Origin of the sequence: Streptomyces bambusae (genome assembly GCF_019400985.1) — a bacterium.
Lineage (GTDB): Bacteria > Actinomycetota > Actinomycetes > Streptomycetales > Streptomycetaceae > Streptomyces > Streptomyces bambusae_A.
Map to the genome: position 1 here is coordinate 1 of NZ_WTFF01000166.1, position 16,050 is coordinate 16,050.

Consider the following 16,050-nt stretch of genomic DNA (forward strand, 5'->3'; position numbering starts at 1 on the left):
CTGACCGGCTGCGGCCGGGGCAGGCGGCATCGCCCGGGCGGGCGCCGGGTGCGCTCCGGCGGGCTCACCTGCTGCGGCCGCAGTGAGCGGCAGCGCCTGCGCGGGCGCGGGGGGTGTGGCCGTCGCGGGCTCTGTTGCTGCCGCGGGTGAGGTGTCGGGGTCGGGAGGGGGCGTGGGCACGATGGGTCCTTGGGTCAGAGGGGGCGGATGACCGGTTCGAGGGCGTCGGCCAGGCGGTCCAGGACGGCCGTGGCCTGCTCGTCGGTGAGGATGAGCGGCGGCAGCAGCCGTACGACGTGGGAACGCCGGCCGCCGGTCCCGACGGTGAGGCCACGCTCCAGGCAGGCCCGTACGACGGCGGCCGCGAGGTGCGGGGCCGGGGCGTAGCCGGTACGACGAGCGGGCCCGGGGCCTGGGGCCGGGCTGGCGTCGTGGACGGGGCCGGCATGACGAGCGGGCCCGAGGGCGCGGCCGGCCACGGGGCCGGCGGCAAGGCCGGAGTGACCAGCGGGCCCGGGAGCCACCGGCAGGTCCCCGGCTGCGCCCGTGCAGCCGACGGTCGTCGTCCCGTGGCGGGCACCGGTGAAGGCGAGCAGTCCGGGACGGCCGGTGGCCGTACGGACGAGCCGCAGTGCGGCCTCGACCGCGTCCGTACCGGCGGGACCGCAGAACACGACCCGTGTGTCCGCGGTGAGTTCGGACGGCAGGTCGGCGAACAGCTCCGCGGTGAAGGCGTCCCTGACGGGGCTCGCGAGGTCGAGGACGTTTGGGGGCGCGCCGGAGTCGATGACCCGGCGGACGGCTTCGAGCACCACAGGGTGGTAGTGGCCGAAGGCGAGGGCGCCGCCGCCCGAGAGGCGGTCGAGGTAGCGCCGGCCGTCGGCGCCTTCGATGGTGAGGCCGCGCGTGCGGACGGGGACGACCGGCAGCGAGCGCAGGTACGTCCGGGGCGACGCGGACTCACGCAGGGCCCGGCCCCGCGGGCGGCTGTTCCGCAGAACACCGTCCCGCGCCCCGGAGCCGGCCCTCCGACGGGCCGGCGGTACGACGGGCCCCCGCCCGGTGGCCGCCCCCTCCCCCGGCTCGTGGCGGGACGGCTCCACGGGGGCGGGCCGCTGCCCGGACACTCTTCCTGCGGACGGCCCTTCAGCGGACACCCTTTCCGGGGACGTACGTTCGGCGGAACACCGGTCCGTGGACAGCCGTTCCGTGGACGGCCGTTCCGTCGACGGCCGTTCCGTCCGCGGGCGGTCGGTGGGCAGCAGGTCCGCGGCCCAGCGGTCGGCCGACGGTTGCACCGCCGACGCGCCTTCCCCGTGCAGCCGCGCCGTGGACGGCCGTTCCGTCCGCCGGCGGTCCGTGGACAGCAGGTCCGCGGCCCAGCGGTCGGCCGACGGTTGCACCACCGACGGGCCTTCCCCGTGCAGCCGCGCCGTGGACGGCCGTTCCGTGTGCGGGGGCCGGGCGTGCACCCGTTCCGCCCGGGCCGTGGTTCCGGGGCCGTTCGCGGGGGTGGTTCGTCCGGTCGGCACGGCCACGGCTGTCGGTCCTCCCGGACGAGTTGTCCTCTCCGCGCGCACCGGCGCGCCGTCCCCCGTACGTACCAACGACCGCGGCGGCGACGGATCACGGGTCGGGGCAAGATCCTTGCAACCGCGGACCCGCGCTCCGGCGTCCAGAGCGGCGACGGCATAGTGGGGGGCTGCACTCCACGCCTCGACCCACCAGGGGGATTGACGACATGCGACCGAACCGACCGGTCACGGCGGTACTGTGCGCGGCTGCGCTCGCGTTGACCGCCGCTGCCTGCGGACCCGGCGACGGGGAGGCCGGCGGCGACGCCAAGCCGACCGACGTGGCGGCGAGCGGTACGACCGGGACCGACGGGATAAAGATCCCGGAAGGGCTGCGGGACAAGCTCAAGCAGCACGGCATCGACCTGGACAAGTGGAAGGGAGGTGCCTGGAAGAACTGGAAGAAGGAGGACTGGCTCCGCGAGGCCAACGACTTCATCAACCCGATCATCGAGGACCTGTGGGACCCGGACCGGATGCGTGACGCCCAGCGTCCCGACAAGCCCGTGACCGACCAGGACCTCGGCAAGGACCAGGGCGTCACCGACCCGACTCCCGCGCCGGTCACCGCCAAGGCCGTGGCCACGCCGTACCACTCGAACGCGCCGGAGGCCGGCAAGGTCTTCTTCGACGGGCCCGAGGGCTCGATGGTGTGCTCGGCGACCGTGGTGAAGGACCCCGCGCACCCGGGGAAGTCCAACATGGTCTGGACGGCCGGTCACTGCGTGCACGCCGGCAAGGCGGGCGGCTGGTACCGCAACATCGCCTTCGTGCCCTCGTACAACAACGCCGGCAAGACGGCCGCGCAGCTCAAGGGCGCCAAGCGCGACCAGGTGGCCCCGTACGGCGTGTGGTGGAGCGACTGGGCGCAGACCTCCGACCAGTGGATCGCGCAGGGCGGGCCGACCGGCGGCCAGGGCGCCCCGTTCGACTTCGCGGTGCTGCACGTGACGCCGGAGAAGGGCGGCGGCAAGTCGCTGGAGGAGACGGTCGGTTCGGCGCTCCCGGTGGAGTTCAACGCTCCGGCCGTGCAGAAGGTCGCCGGTATCACGGCGACGGGCTACCCGGCGGCCGCGCCGTTCGACGGCCAGCGTGCCTTCCAGTGCGCCGACAAGCCCGGCCGGCTCTCGCTGAACGCCAACGACCCGGTGATGTACCGCATCGGCTGCACGATGACCGGCGGTTCCTCGGGCGGCGGCTGGGTCGCGGCCGGTGCCGACGGCAAGCCGGCGCTGGTGTCGAACACTTCGATCGGCCCGGCCAAGGCCGGCTGGCTGGCCGGCCCGCGGCTGGGGCCCGAGGCCAAGGCGGTCTTCGAAGCGGTGAGCCGCAAGTTCAAGTAGCGGACGGAACCGGCCGACGGAACCGGCGGACGTAACCCGCGGACGTAGCCGGATCCGGAACCGGAACGGCCGGAGGGCCCCCTGCTCGTGCAGGGGGCCCTCCGGCCGTTCGGCCCTCGGCGGCTCGCGGCTCAGGCCCTTCGGTCGCCCGGTACCGAGTACGCCGTCCCGTCGTCAGTGCCTGGCGGGCACGTACGGGGCGAGGTCCGCCGCCAGTTCCTGGTGGACCCGTGCCTTGAGCAGGGTGCCCTCCGGGGTGTGCTCCTCGGAGATCACCTCGCCCTCGGAGTGCGCCCGGGCGACCAGCGAGCCCTGGGTGTACGGCACCAGCGCCTCCACCTCGACCTCCGGCCGCGGCAGCTCGGCGTCGATCAGGGCCAGCAGCTCCGGCATGCCCAGGCCCGTGCGGGCCGAGACGGCGATGGAGTGCTTCTCGATCCGCAGCAGCCGCTGGAGCACCAGTGGGTCGGCCGCGTCCGCCTTGTTGATCACCACGATCTCGGGTACGTCGACCGCCCCGACCTCGCGGATGACCTCGCGTACGGCGGCCAGCTGCTCCTCCGGCGCCGGGTGCGCCCCGTCCACCACGTGCAGGATGAGGTCGGAGTCGCCGACCTCCTCCATCGTGGAGCGGAACGCCTCGACGAGGTGGTGCGGCAGGTGCCGGACGAAGCCGACGGTGTCGGCCAGGGTGTAGATCCGGCCGGTCGGCGTCTCGGCCCGGCGGACGGTCGGGTCGAGGGTGGCGAACAGCGCGTTCTCCACCAGCACGCCCGCGCCCGTGAGGCGGTTGAGCAGCGAGGACTTGCCGGCGTTGGTGTAGCCGGCGATCGCGACGGAGGGCACCTTGTTGCGCCGGCGCTCCTGCCGCTTGATCTCGCGGCCGGTCTTCATCTCCGCGATCTCCCGGCGCATCTTCGCCATCTTCTCGCGGATCCGTCGCCGGTCCGTCTCGATCTTGGTCTCACCGGGGCCTCGGGTGGCGAGACCGCCGCCCTTGCCGCCGCCCATCTGGCGGGACAGCGACTGGCCCCAGCCACGCAGCCGCGGAAGCATGTACTGCATCTGCGCGAGCGCGACCTGCGCCTTGCCCTCTCGGGACTTGGCGTGCTGGGCGAAGATGTCGAGGATCAGGGCGGTCCTGTCGATCACCTTGACCTTGACGACGTCCTCGAGGGCGATGAGCTGGCCGGGGCTGAGCTCGCCGTCGCAGATGACGGTGTCGGCTCCGGTCTCGATGACGATGTCGCGCAGTTCCAGGGCCTTGCCGGAACCGATGAAGGTGGCCGGGTCCGGCTTGTCGCGGCGCTGGAAGACGCCGTCGAGGACGAGGGCGCCGGCCGTCTCGGCCAGCGCGGCGAGCTCCGCCAGGGAGTTCTCCGCGTCCTGCAGGGTCCCCGAGGTCCAGACGCCGACCAGCACGACCCGCTCGAGTCGCAGCTGCCGGTACTCGACCTCGGTGATGTCTTCGAGCTCGGTGGAGAGGCCCGCTACACGGCGCAGCGCCGCGCGGTCGGAGCGGTCGAACTGGTCGCCGTCCCGGTCCCCGTCGATCTCGTAGCTCCAGGCGACGTCCTCTTCCATCAGGGCATCGGCCCGAAGGCTCTCGGTAAAGCTCTGCGCGTCCTGTGAAGGGGAAGAAGAGGAGGTCATTGGATCCTTACGTCGAAGCGGTCGAAGCAGCGGTCCTGCACGGGGTACAACGTGTCACACCGGCCGGGGATTCCCGCGGGCGGGCCCGGCGGCCCGTACCCGGAGACCCGGCGGCCCGTACCCGGACCCCCGTCGAGGCCCGTACCCGGACCCCGGTCGCCGCCCGTTCCCGGGCGACCCGTCGATGGTGACATGCCCGTTCCCCCGCGGTCACACCCTTTTCGGGCCGCTCCATTCCGGATGCCCCGGCATCGGCGGGGTGGTCTTCCCGTACAGCCACGGCCGCAGGAAGGCGGTGAGGTCGGTGCCGGCCTCCTGCGAGGCCATGGCGATGAAGTCCGCCGTGCCGGCGGTCGAGTCCGCGTGCTCGGCGACCCAGCGCCGCTCCAGCCGCTCGAAGGCGGCCGTGCCGATCTTCTGCCGCAGGGCGTAGAGGACCAGGGCGGCGCCGTCGTAGACCACCGGCCGGAACAGGCCGATCTTCTGGCCGGGGGCGGCCGCCTTGGGCTCGGCGGGCGGGCCACCGGCGGCGCGCCACTGGTCGGAGCGCTGGTACGCCTCGCGCATGCGCCGCTCCAGGGAGTACTTGCCGAGCCCGTCGGCGTAGAGCGCCTCGTACCAGGTGGCGTGGCCCTCGTTCAGCCACAGGTCCGACCAGGTGCGGGGGGTGACGCTGTCGCCGAACCACTGGTGGGCCAGCTCGTGGACCATGATCGATTCGACGTACCACTCGGGGTACGCGGTGTCGGTGAAGATGCTGCGCTCGAACAGCGACAGGGTCTGCGTCTCCAGCTCGAAGCCGGTGTTCGCGCCGGCGATCAGCACGCCGTACGTCTCGAAGGGGTAGCGGCCGACCCGCTGCTCCATCCACTCCAGGTGCGCGGGGGTCTTCTTCAGCCACTTCTCCAGCCGCTCGCGGTCGGCGGCGGGGACCACGTCGCGGATGGGCAGGTCGCGCGGCCCGGTCCGGCGGACCACGGCGGAGTCGCCGATGGAGACCTGGGCGAGCTCGGTGGCCATGGGGTGGTGGCTGCGGTAGATCCAGGTGGTGCCCGCGCCGCCGGCCGCCCGGTGCGCGGGGGCGACGGGCAGGCCGTTGGCGACGGCGGTCTTCCCGGCCGGGGTGGTGATCCGGAAGGTGAAGTACGCCTTGTCGGCGGGGTGGTCGTTGCACGGGAAGACCCGGTGGGCGGCATCCGCCTGGTTGGCCATGGCCAGGCCGTCGCCGGTGGTCACCCAGCCGCCGTCGCCGCGCCCGCGCGGGTCGCTGGTGTGCCGCACGGTGATGTGCAGGGCCGCGCCGCGCGGCAGCGGGGTGCGGGGGGTCAGGACGAGGTCCTCGCCCGCGCTCTCGAAGGCGGCGGGCTGCCCGTTGACCTCGGCGGCGGCGACCTTGCCGTGGGTGAAGTCGAGGTTGACCCGCTCCAGCGGCTCCAGGGTCCGGGCGGTGATCACGGTGACGGCGTCGAGGGGGGCGTCGTTGCTCCGGTAGGCGAAGGAGAGGTCGTACGCGAGGACGTCGTACCCGGGGTTCCCGAGGGTCGGGAAGAGCCGGTCGCCGATGCCCAGCGGCTGCGCGGGCGGCAGTGCGGCGGCGACGAGGGTCAGGGAGGCGGCTGCGAGCAGCGCGGCGCGCAGACGGGCGGAGGTGAGGCGCATCCTCCACCGCATACCAGTGGGCCCGTCGCGCACGGGCGGCGGCGCGCGGCGCAGCCACCCGAAGGAGACCCCGCGGGCGGTCTCCCGGGCGCGTGATCCGGGCGATCCCGGGCACGTCGCTTCACCCCGCCCGGGCTCGTCCGTCGCCCGGGCACGGCCGCCGGCCGGGTCCTACGCGGTGTGGGGTGCTACGCGCCCGGGTCCTACGCCGTGGGGTCGCCCTGGGCGCGGCTGACGTCGTAGACGCCGGGGACGTCCCGCATGGCCCGCATCAGGGCCGGCAGGGCGGTGGCGTCGCGCAGGTGGAGGGTGTAGCGGTGCCGGACCCGCTGCTCGACCGGGGGTTCGACGGTGGCGGAGATGACCTCGACCCCCATCCGGGCGATCGCCTCGGTGAGGTCGGCCAGCAGGTGGGGGCGGCCGAACGATTCGGCGGCCAGGGTGACCCGGCAGTCCGCGGTGGCCCGCCAGTGCACGGCGACCGGGGTCCGCCCGACGGCGCGCATCTGCCGGGCGACGGAGCACTCCACCCGGTGCACGGTGACGGCGCCGCCGCGTACGGCGAACGCGGCGACCGCGTCGGGCGGTACGGGGGTGCAGCAGCCGGCGAGGCGGACGTGGGCGTCGGGCAGGTCGGCGACCGCGTTGGCGTCGCCGGGGCGCAGGTTGACCACCGTCAGCGGGGCGCGCGGGGCGGCCTGATCGGGCCGGGTGCCGCCCGGATGAGCCTGGAGCCAGCCGCTGATGGCGATCCGCGCGGCGGGGGTGCGGGCGTGCTCCAGCCAGTCGGCGGAGGGCCCGGCGGCGGGGTCGCTGCCGAGCAGCAGCTGCACGGTGTCGCCGTCGGCCAGGGTGGTGGCCAGGGAGGTGAGCCGCCCGTTGACCCGGGCGCCGATACAGCTGTGGGCGGCCTCGCCGTGCTGGGCGTAGGCCGCGTCGATACAGGTGGCGCCCGCCGGCAGGCTGATGGTGCCCGGGCCGCGGGTGCCGGCGCCGCGGCCGTCACCGCGCCGCTCGCCGGCGCCTTGCCGGCCGGCACCTTGCCCTCCTTCGCTGCGACCGGCATCGCGTTGACGGCCGTCGCCGCGTGCTCCGTCCCCGTCGTCGGCGAGGAAGACGGTGATCTCGCGGTCCTGGGCGAGTTCGGCGCGCAGCGAGCTCCAGAAGGTGTCGGGGTCCGGGGCGGACTGCTGCCACTCCAGCAGCCGGCGCAGCCAGCCGGGCCGGGTGGGGTCGGTGCGCTCCTCGTCGGTGCGTTCCTCGTCGGGGTCGCCGGCGGTCGGCGGGGTGGCGGTGTACGGGTTGCCGAGGGCGACCACGCCGGCCTCGGCGACCCGGTGCATCTGCCGGGTGCGGACGATGACCTCGGCGATCTCGCCGCCGGGGGTGGCGACGGCGGTGTGCAGGGACTGGTAGAGGTTGAACTTGGGGGCGGCGACGAAGTCCTTGAACTCCGAGACCACCGGGGTGAAGCAGGTGTGCAGCTCGCCCAGTACCGCGTAGCAGTCGGCGTTCTCCGCGACCAGCACGAGCAGCCGGCCGAAGTCGGAGCCGCGCAGCTCGCCGCGTTTGCGGGCGATGCGGTGGACGGAGACGAAGTGCCGTGGCCGTACGAGGACTTCGGCCTGGATGCCGGCCTCGCGCAGCACGCTGCGTACGGACTCGGCGGTGCCGGGCAGCGGGTCGCGCTCGCCGGCGTGGGCGGCGATCAGCGCGCGGGTGTGCTCGTACTCCTCGGGGTGGAGGATCGCGAAGACGAGGTCCTCCAGCTCGGTCTTGAGGGCCTGTACGCCGAGCCGCTCGGCCAGCGGGATCAGGACGTCGCGGGTGACCGTGGCGATGCGCACCTGCTTGTCGGGGCGCATCACGCCGAGGGTGCGCATGTTGTGCAGCCGGTCGGCGAGCTTGATGGACATGACGCGTACGTCGTTGCCCGTCGCGACGAGCATCTTGCGGAAGGTCTCGGGTTCGGCCGCGGCGCCGTAGTCGACCTTTTCGAGCTTGGTGACGCCGTCGACGATGAAGCAGACCTCGTCGCCGAACTCCGCGCGCACCTGATCGAGGGTCACCTCGGTGTCCTCGACGGTGTCGTGGAGCAGGGAGGCCGTCAAGGTGGTGGTCTCCGCGCCGAGTTCGGCGAGGATGAGGGTCACGGCGAGCGGGTGTGTGATGTACGGCTCGCCGCTCTTGCGCATCTGGCCGCGGTGGGAGGACTCCGCGAGGACGTAGGCGCGGCGCAGGACGGACAGGTCGGCGTCGGGATGGTGGGCGCGGTGGGCCTCGGCGACGTGCCCGATGGCGTCGGGCAGCCGGTCGCGGGCAGTGGGGCCGAGCAGTGCGGCCCGGCCCAGCCTGCGCAGATCGAGGCGGGCCCGGTCGCGTCTGCGCAGCTCGGGGTGTGCGTCGGGGTTCGTGGCCTCTGCACTCATGGGCACCTCCGGCGGCGTAGACCGGCGGTGGTGGGCATGGGGTGAGCCCTCAGGGCCGGTGTCTGATGTTACCGACCCCACCACGTGGCGCAGTCCGGCTCTCGCTGAGCGTGAAACGGATCACCCATCAGAGGGAATCCTCAGCGGAAAGCCGTTTCGGTGAGCCAGGCCGGATCGAACTCGCCGGAGGCCACGATGACGGCCGGTCCGGTCATGTCGACCGAGCCGTCGGGGTGCTCGGTGATGGTGAGGGTGCCGCCGGGCAGGTCCACGGTGTACGTGGCGGGCTCGCCGGTGACGGCGGGGTCGGCGCCGTCGCGGCGGATGGCGGCGACGGCGACGGCGCAGGCGCCGGTGCCGCAGGAGCGGGTCTCGCCGGAGCCGCGCTCGTGGACGCGCATGGCGACGTGGCGGGGGCCGCGGTCGACGACGAACTCCACGTTCACGCCGTCCGGGTAGACCTCGGCCGGGCTGAACGGCGGCGCGGTGAGCAGGTCACCGGCCTGGTCGAGGCTGTCGACGAAGGCGACGGCGTGGGGGTTGCCCATGTTGACGTTGCGGGCGGGCCAGCTGCGGTCGCCTACGGTGACCGTGGCCTGGGCCTCGGGCAGGACGGCGCGGCCCATGGAGACGGTGACCTCGCCCGCCTTGTCGAGGTGGACCTGCTTGACGCCGCCGCGGGTGGCCACGGCCAGGTCACCGGGCTCGACGTGGCCGGCGTACTGGAGGTAGCGGGCGAAGACGCGGACGCCGTTGCCGCACATCTCGGCGACGGAGCCGTCGCTGTTGCGGTAGTCCATGAACCACTCGGCCTCGTCGGCCATGTGCCGGGCCTCGGGGTGCGCGGCGGAGCGCACGACGTGCAGCACACCGTCGGCGCCGATGCCGGCCCGGCGGTCGCACAGCCGGGCGACGGCGTGCGGGGGCAGGTCGACGGCGTTGTCGGGGTCGGGGACGATCACGAAGTCGTTCTCGGTCCCGTGGCCCTTGAGGAAGGCGAGTGCGCTGGTCACGGCCCCATCGTAACGGGAGGCGGCGGCGCCGCCCGGAGGCGGTGGTGCGGTGCAGTGCGGTCGGGCGGGGTGCGGCACGATGCGGGAGACACCAGGTGCACCGGCCATCCGGTCCGCCGGCCACCCGGTCCGCCGGTCGCCGGATCCACCGGACACCCGGTCCCCCGGTCGCTCCTAAGGCCGGAGTCGGGCGACGCGCCAGATCGCGAGGGCGGCGAGGGCCAGGACGACCAGGGCGTACAGCGCGGCGATCCGCCAGTCCGGGCGGCGGCCGGAGCCGCGCGGAGGCAGGCCGGGCCAGGTGTAGCCCACGCGGCGGGCGGCCATCATGCCCCAGCCGCCGGCGCAGCAGCTGATCAGCAGGCCCAGCATGGCCACGACGGCTCCGCCGTCGCCGAACTCGAAGGCGAGGGGGAAGGCGAACATCAGCGAGCCGGCGGCGGCCAGCATCACGATCGGCGCGATCTGCCAGATCCGCAGGCGGCGCTGCGGGCGCAGCTCCACCTCGACCTCGGGGCCGGAGACGTCGACCGAGCCGTCCGCGTCCGGGTCGGCGTCGGGGCCGTCCGGGGTCAGCCGGGCCGGCTCGGCGGGCAGCCCGAGTCCGTCCTGGAGCATCGGCTCCGCTTCCCGCCCGCTGCCGTCCGCGGCTTCGTCCCGCGCGACGTCGTCCCGCCGGGCGTCGTCCCGCCCGGTGTTCCGAGGGCCGGCCTCCATCGCCACGCGCCCTCCCCACTCGGACTTCGTATGCCGCCGTTCAAACGACCGGTGGTGTAAACCGGTGTCAGTTTGATGATGGCACGTGCCCGGGCCCCGAACCGCCGCCCGGAGCGTCCCGATGCCATCACGTGATCAGGCTGTGACCGCTCGTTCGACCAACGACTGCGCGAGTCCGGGGAGTTCCGCGCGGTCTGCGGCGGCCCCGCTGAGCCAGTGCACGCGCGGGTCGCGGCGGAACCAGGAGTCCTGCCTGCGGGCGAACCGCTTGGTGGCGCGGACCGTCTCCGCGCGCGCCTCCTCCTCGGTGCACTCTCCCGCCAGCGCGGCGAGTACCTGCTGGTAGCCGAGGGCCCGGGAGGCGGTGACGCCCTCGCGCAGGCCGCGGGCCTCCAGCTCCCGCACCTCGTCCACCAGGCCGGCCTCCCACATGCGGTCCACGCGCAGGGCGATCCGCTCGTCGAGCTCGGGGCGGGCGACGTCGACGCCGATCTGGACGGTGTCGTAGACGGAATCGTGGCCCGGCAGGTTTGCCGTGAACGGCTTGCCGGTGATCTCGATGACCTCCAGTGCGCGGACGATCCTGCGCCCGTTGCTGGGCAGGATCGCCTCGGCGGCGGCCGGGTCGAGGGAGGCCAGGCGGGCGTGGAGGGCGCCGGGGCCGAGCCGGGCGGCCTCGTCCTCCAGCCGGGCCCGGACCTCGGGGTCGGTGCCGGGGAACTCCATGGCGTCGAGGGCGCCGCGTACGTACAGCCCGGAGCCGCCGACGAGAACGGGGGTGCGGCCCTCGGCGAGCAGTCTGTCGATCTCGGCGCGGGCGAGCCGCTGGTACTCGGCGACGCTGGCGGTCTCGGTGACGTCCCAGATGTCGAGGAGGTGGTGCGGGACGCCGCCGCGCTCCTCCATCGTCAGCTTCGCCGTGCCGATGTCCATCCCGCGGTAGAGCTGCATGGAGTCGGCGTTGACGACCTCGCCGTCGAAATGGCGGGCCAGGGCGACGCCCAGATCGGACTTTCCGGCCGCGGTGGGGCCGACGACGGCGATGACCCGCGGTGCGGGAGCTGCACTTCTCACCGGCCCAGTCTCGCAAACCACCCGGGAGCTACCCGAACGGGTTACGTGACGGGGTCGGGGCGGGGTCGTTGCCCTGACGGGGTTCCGGCGGTCGGGCGGCCGGTGCGGACCGGTCCGTCCGGGGCGGAACTTCACCCGCACGAGTACCGTTGGAGGAGTAGACATGGGCGTTTTCAGCCGGTTCCGCCGCCGCAAGGACGAGGCGTCGACCGAGGAGGCCGCAGCCGCGGTGGTCCCGGCCGCGCCGGAGGCCGAGACGGCCGCGGAAACCGCGGCCGGGACCGAGGCCGAGGCCGAGGCCGGGGAAGCCGCTGCCGCCGAAGGTGCGGTCGCGGCGGAGGGCGTGGAGATCCCCCGGCAGCAGTCGGCCGAGGCGGCGGCGGACAGCGGGACCGGCGAGGGCGCCCGGAGGTAGCTACCGCCACGGGAAGGTGACCTTATGGGCCTGCTGGACAAGATGAAGGCCAAGCTCGGGCCGGCCAAGGAGAAGGTCGGTGGCCTCGCGCAGCAGCACGAAGGCCGCATCCACAAGGGTCTGGACAAGGTCGCCAAGACCGCGGACGCCAAGACCAAGGGCAAGTACCACGACAAGATCGCGAGCGGCACGGACAAGGCCAAGGGCGCCCTGGGCCGCATCGCGCACAAGGAAGGGCCCGGTGGGCAGAGCCCGCCGGCCGCATCCTGAGGTGATCGGCGCAAGGGGCGCGGAGCCGGGCGGGCTCCGCGCCCCTTCGTATGTGGCCCAGGACCAGGCCGTGGTTCAGGACCAGGCCGCCACGAAGTAGCCGACCCCGTACGGGGCGTCCTCGTACAGCAGTCGGCCGGCCAGCCCCGCCCCCTCGGCGGCTCCGGCCAGGACCTGTACGGGGGCCCGGCCGGCGGCCATGAGCTCGTGGGCGAGGTCGGCGTCCAGCGCGGCCAGGGCGGCGGTGTCGGCGGCGGCCAGGGCGCGGGCGATCCCGGCGTCGAAGGCCTCCGCCCGCTCGTCCAGGTAGCCGGGGGCCTTCAGGCTGCGGCGGGCGCTGCCGTCGGCCATCACGAGCAGGGCGACGCGTTCGGAGGTTGCGGCGAGGTCGGCGCCGAGGACCGCGCACGGCTCCGGTTCGAGCCGTTCGGCCACGGCCACCCCGGCGATCGGCGTGCCGGACCACTGCGCCCGGTCCAGCAGCCACGCCGCCACGGACAGGGAGAGCGGGAGGTCGCCTCCGGTGCTCTCGCCGGCCGGTTCCGCGGGCGGCGGCCCCAGCCGGACGGCGAGGTCCACTCCGTACGCGCGGAAGGAGCCCGGCGTCCCCTGGTCGTACCCACCGCCCTGCTCCGCCGCCCCCACCACGACCAGCAGATCGGGCCGGGAGGCGGCGAGCACGGCGAGCGCGTCGGAGCAGGCGGTACGGGCCGCGGCGAGCTCCGCGGCGGCACCGGCCGCCACCTGCGGCACGAGCAGCGGCGGACACGGGCAGACGGCGGCGGCTACGAGCATGATCCGCAGCGTAGCGTTCCCGGAGGGGCCTGGCCCGGCCCGGGTCGCGGCACACCGCGCCGCGCCGGACGGTCCGCCGATGCTGCGGGCCCGCCCGGGGCGACCGGACGTGTCAGGAGCAGGCGGTGCTGCAGCCGCTGGTGGCGGCCGGCAGCGGGGCCGGGGCGCCCAGGGTCGGGATGCCGAGCATGACGCCGGCCGGCTGGGCCGGGGCGGCGTTGCGCTTCTCCCAGGCGTCGCCGGCGCGGGTGCGGCGGACCGCCTCGGCGGGAACGGCTCCCTCGGCCAGCAGGTGGTGCGGGGCGGCGTAGGTGATCTCGACGGTCACCACGTCACCGGGGCGGACCTCGACGTCCGGCTTGGTGAAGTGCACGAGGCGGTTGTCGGGGGCGCGCCCGGACAGCCGGTGGGTGGCGCCGTCCTTGCGGCCCTCGCCCTCGGCGACCATGACCTCCAGGGTGCGGCCGACCTGCTTCTTGTTCTCCTCCCAGGAGATCTCCTCCTGGAGGGCGACCAGGCGCATGTAGCGGTCCTGGACGACCTCCTTGGGGATCTGCCCCTCCATCTCGGCCGCCGGGGTGCCGGGGCGCTTGGAGTACTGGAAGGTGAAGGCGCTGGCGAAGCGCGCCTCGCGGACCACGTGCATGGTCTGCTCGAAGTCCTCCTCGGTCTCGCCGGGGAAGCCCACGATGATGTCGGTGGAGATGGCGGCGTGCGGGATGGCGGCGCGCACCTTCTCGATGATCCCGAGGAAGCGCTCCTGCCGGTACGAGCGGCGCATCGCCTTGAGGATCGGGTCGGAGCCGGACTGCAGCGGCATGTGCAGCTGCGGCATCACGTTCGGCGTCTCGGCCATCGCCGCGATCACGTCGTCGGTGAAGTCGCGCGGGTGCGGGGAGGTGAAGCGGACCCGCTCCAGCCCCTCGATCTGCCCGCAGGCGCGCAGCAGCTTGCTGAAGGCCTCGCGGTCGCCGAGGTCGGAGCCGTACGCGTTGACGTTCTGGCCGAGCAGGGTGATCTCGGAGACGCCCTCGCCGACCAGCGCCTCGACCTCGGCGAGGATGTCGCCGGGGCGGCGGTCCTCCTCCTTGCCGCGCAGCGCCGGGACGATGCAGAAGGTGCAGGTGTTGTTGCAGCCGACCGAGATGGAGACCCAGGCGGCGTACGCGGACTCGCGGCGGGTCGGCAGCGTGGACGGGAACGCCTCCAGCGACTCGGCGATCTCGATCTGCGCCTCCTCCTGGACCCGGGCCCGCTCCAGCAGCACCGGCAGCTTGCCGATGTTGTGGGTGCCGAAGACCACGTCGACCCAGGGGGCCTTCTTGACGATGGTGTCGCGGTCCTTCTGTGCCAGGCAGCCGCCGACGGCGATCTGCATGCCGGGCCGCTTGGTCTTCATCGGGGCGAGTCGGCCGAGGTTGCCGTAGAGCTTGTTGTCGGCGTTCTCGCGGACCGCGCAGGTGTTGAAGACCACGACGTCGGCGTCGCCGTCGGAGCCCTCGGGGGCGCGGACGTAGCCCGCCTCCTCCAGCAGACCGGAGAGCCGCTCGGAGTCGTGCACGTTCATCTGACACCCGTAGGTGCGGATCTCATAACTCTTGTTCACGCCCACTGCCTGGCTCCGGTCGCTGCTGGTCATACGACAAGGGTAGGCGGTACCGGCAGGCCCTCCTTCCCCGCGTGCAGGCGGCCGGCCGGCAGGCGGCGGCCGTGGAGCACCAGCAGCAGGTCCTGGGCGCTGCCGTGGACGGGGGTGCCCTGCCCGTGGCTGAAGTCGAGGTCGTCGGCGCACAGCCGTACGCCGGTCAGGTCGACTCCGAAGAAGCGCAGGCCACGCGGGGTGATCGAGTCGAGCAGCGGGCGGATGCGGTCCAGCGGGACCCGCCGGTCGAGGCCGAGGGCGACGGTGATGTCCAGGCCGTGGACCACGTCGTGGGCGAGGCCGGCCGCGGGGCCGCCGACCGGCGGCCGCCAGGGGTGGTCGGCGTGCTCGCGCAGCAGCGCGGCCAGTTCGGCGGGGGTGTGCGCGGCGGCGTCGCGCCGGGCGCACCGGTCGGTCATGCGGTGCAGGCTGCCGCCGGAGCGCAGGAGCTCGGCGGCGAAGCGGGGGACGGAGTAGCGGAAGCCGGTGGACATGTGGGCGGCGGTCTCGCGCACCCGCCAGCCCGCGCACAGGCTCGGGGCGTCCCACTGCTCGGGGCGCAGGCCGTCGAGTACGTCGGCCAGCTCGCGGCGTTCGGCGGCGGTGGCGCGGCGCAGCGCGCGGGGGTCGAGGTCGTTCGTGGTTCCAGCCATGGGTCCAGCGTGGCCGGGGCTCCGGCCATAAGTCCAAGAGAAGGATCTTCTCCTTCTTAGAATGTGTGGTTATGGAACTGGCTCAGTTGCGCTACTTCGTCGCGGTCGTCGAGGAGGGCGGCTTCACGCGGGCGGGCGAGCGCCTGCACGTGTCCCAGCCGGGGGTGAGTGCCCAGGTCCGGCAGTTGGAGCGGGAGCTGGGGCAGCAGCTGCTGGACCGGTCGGGGCGGCGGGTGCGGCCGACCGAGGCGGGCGAGGCGGTCCTGGGCTACGCCCGGGCGGCGCTGGCGGCGGTGGAGGGCGTGCGGCGCACGGCGGACGAGTTCGCCGGCCTGCTGCGGGGGCGGGTCTCGGTGGGCCTGGTGTCCGGGGCGGCGGGGGCGGGGGCGGCCGTGCGGGGATTCGACGTGGTGGCGGTGCTCGGCGACTTCCACGACGCGTACCCGCTGGTGGAGCTTGCGCTGACGGAGGACACCTCGGAGCGGATGGCGGCCGCGCTGCGGCGCGGCGAGCTGGACATCGCGCTGCTCGGGCTACCGGGCGCGGCCCCGCCCGGCCTGTCGGCGCAGGTGGTGCTGGACGAGCCGCTGGTCGCGGCGGTCCGGGCGGACGATCCGCTGGTGCGGGAGGCCGTGGCGGGGGCGGTGCCGCTGGCGGCGCTGCGGGACCGTCCACTGATCAGCCTGCCGCGCGGGACGGGGCTGCGCGCGGTGCTGGAGCAGGCGGCCGCGGCGGCCGGATTCGCTCCGCGGGTGGACGTCGAGGCGGCCGCGCCGTCCGTACTCGTCCGGCTGGCGGCGCGCGGGCTGGGCG

The 16,050-nt window shown here is 74.1% G+C and carries 13 protein-coding genes and 2 pseudogenes; 4 read left to right on the plus strand and 11 right to left on the minus strand.

Annotation, left to right across the window (positions count from 1 at the left end; genetic code table 11):
* Together GPJ59_RS21880 and GPJ59_RS39060 are read right to left on the minus strand one after the other, a co-directional pair.
* Window positions 1-180: pseudogene (locus GPJ59_RS21880) on the minus strand (hypothetical protein); the annotation flags it as partial.
* Window positions 181-524: 344 nt separating this feature from the next.
* A pseudogene (locus GPJ59_RS39060) lies at window positions 525-998 on the minus strand (aminotransferase class III-fold pyridoxal phosphate-dependent enzyme); the annotation flags it as partial.
* 743 nt (window positions 999-1,741) lie between these two features.
* On the opposite strand from GPJ59_RS39060, the gene GPJ59_RS21890 reads away from it, so the two are divergent.
* Entirely contained in the window at window positions 1,742-2,917 is a 1,176-nt protein-coding gene (locus tag GPJ59_RS21890) for a trypsin-like serine peptidase (RefSeq protein ID WP_219668932.1), read from the plus strand.
* A gap of 174 nt (window positions 2,918-3,091) precedes the next feature.
* Here the strand turns inward: GPJ59_RS21890 and hflX are convergent, their stop codons facing one another.
* From hflX to miaA, 6 genes are all read right to left on the minus strand, one after another.
* Window positions 3,092-4,570 (minus strand): GTPase HflX, encoded by a 1,479-nt coding sequence (gene hflX / locus GPJ59_RS21895; RefSeq protein ID WP_219668933.1) that lies wholly within the window; start codon window positions 4,568-4,570, stop codon window positions 3,092-3,094.
* 210 nt (window positions 4,571-4,780) lie between these two features.
* The gene (locus GPJ59_RS21900) at window positions 4,781-6,229 is read right to left on the minus strand and encodes a M1 family metallopeptidase (protein ID WP_219668934.1); all 1,449 of its coding nucleotides are present in this window, start codon (window positions 6,227-6,229) and stop codon (window positions 4,781-4,783) included.
* A gap of 203 nt (window positions 6,230-6,432) precedes the next feature.
* A complete protein-coding gene (locus GPJ59_RS21905) occupies window positions 6,433-8,658 on the minus strand; it encodes a RelA/SpoT family protein (protein WP_219668935.1) in 2,226 nt (741 codons plus the stop codon).
* Between the two features lie 140 nt (window positions 8,659-8,798).
* Complete coding sequence (gene dapF / locus GPJ59_RS21910; RefSeq protein WP_308120412.1) at window positions 8,799-9,671, minus strand: diaminopimelate epimerase; 873 nt, start codon at window positions 9,669-9,671, stop codon at window positions 8,799-8,801.
* Window positions 9,672-9,845: 174 nt separating this feature from the next.
* Complete coding sequence (locus GPJ59_RS21915; protein ID WP_219668945.1) at window positions 9,846-10,388, minus strand: hypothetical protein; 543 nt, start codon at window positions 10,386-10,388, stop codon at window positions 9,846-9,848.
* Window positions 10,389-10,523: 135 nt separating this feature from the next.
* Window positions 10,524-11,462 carry a tRNA (adenosine(37)-N6)-dimethylallyltransferase MiaA gene (gene miaA, locus GPJ59_RS21920; protein WP_219668937.1) on the minus strand — a complete coding sequence of 313 codons (939 nt, stop codon included), beginning with the start codon at window positions 11,460-11,462 and terminating at the stop codon, window positions 10,524-10,526.
* A 163-nt stretch (window positions 11,463-11,625) separates the two neighbouring features.
* Here miaA and GPJ59_RS21925 point away from each other — a divergent pair, with 163 nt between their 5' ends.
* Together GPJ59_RS21925 and GPJ59_RS21930 are read left to right on the plus strand one after the other, a co-directional pair.
* Entirely contained in the window at window positions 11,626-11,877 is a 252-nt protein-coding gene (locus GPJ59_RS21925; protein ID WP_219668938.1) for a hypothetical protein, read from the plus strand.
* Window positions 11,878-11,901: 24 nt separating this feature from the next.
* Window positions 11,902-12,147 carry an antitoxin gene (locus GPJ59_RS21930; protein WP_219668939.1) on the plus strand — a complete coding sequence of 82 codons (246 nt, stop codon included), beginning with the start codon at window positions 11,902-11,904 and terminating at the stop codon, window positions 12,145-12,147.
* A gap of 75 nt (window positions 12,148-12,222) precedes the next feature.
* Here GPJ59_RS21930 and GPJ59_RS21935 read toward each other — a convergent pair whose 3' ends face one another.
* The 3 genes from GPJ59_RS21935 to GPJ59_RS21945 form a co-directional block, all read right to left on the minus strand.
* The gene (locus GPJ59_RS21935) at window positions 12,223-12,942 is read right to left on the minus strand and encodes a hypothetical protein (protein WP_219668940.1); all 720 of its coding nucleotides are present in this window, start codon (window positions 12,940-12,942) and stop codon (window positions 12,223-12,225) included.
* A 112-nt stretch (window positions 12,943-13,054) separates the two neighbouring features.
* On the minus strand, window positions 13,055-14,581 hold the full coding sequence (gene miaB / locus GPJ59_RS21940) for a tRNA (N6-isopentenyl adenosine(37)-C2)-methylthiotransferase MiaB (RefSeq protein ID WP_219668941.1): 1,527 nt from the start codon (window positions 14,579-14,581) through the stop codon (window positions 13,055-13,057).
* Window positions 14,578-15,237 (minus strand): maleylpyruvate isomerase family mycothiol-dependent enzyme, encoded by a 660-nt coding sequence (locus GPJ59_RS21945; RefSeq protein WP_219668942.1) that lies wholly within the window; start codon window positions 15,235-15,237, stop codon window positions 14,578-14,580. Before GPJ59_RS21945 ends, miaB begins: the two co-directional genes overlap by 4 nt.
* A gap of 71 nt (window positions 15,238-15,308) precedes the next feature.
* On the opposite strand from GPJ59_RS21945, the gene GPJ59_RS21950 reads away from it, so the two are divergent.
* The coding region (locus tag GPJ59_RS21950) for a LysR family transcriptional regulator (RefSeq protein WP_219668943.1) at window positions 15,309-16,050 on the plus strand (742 nt) is incomplete at its 3' end.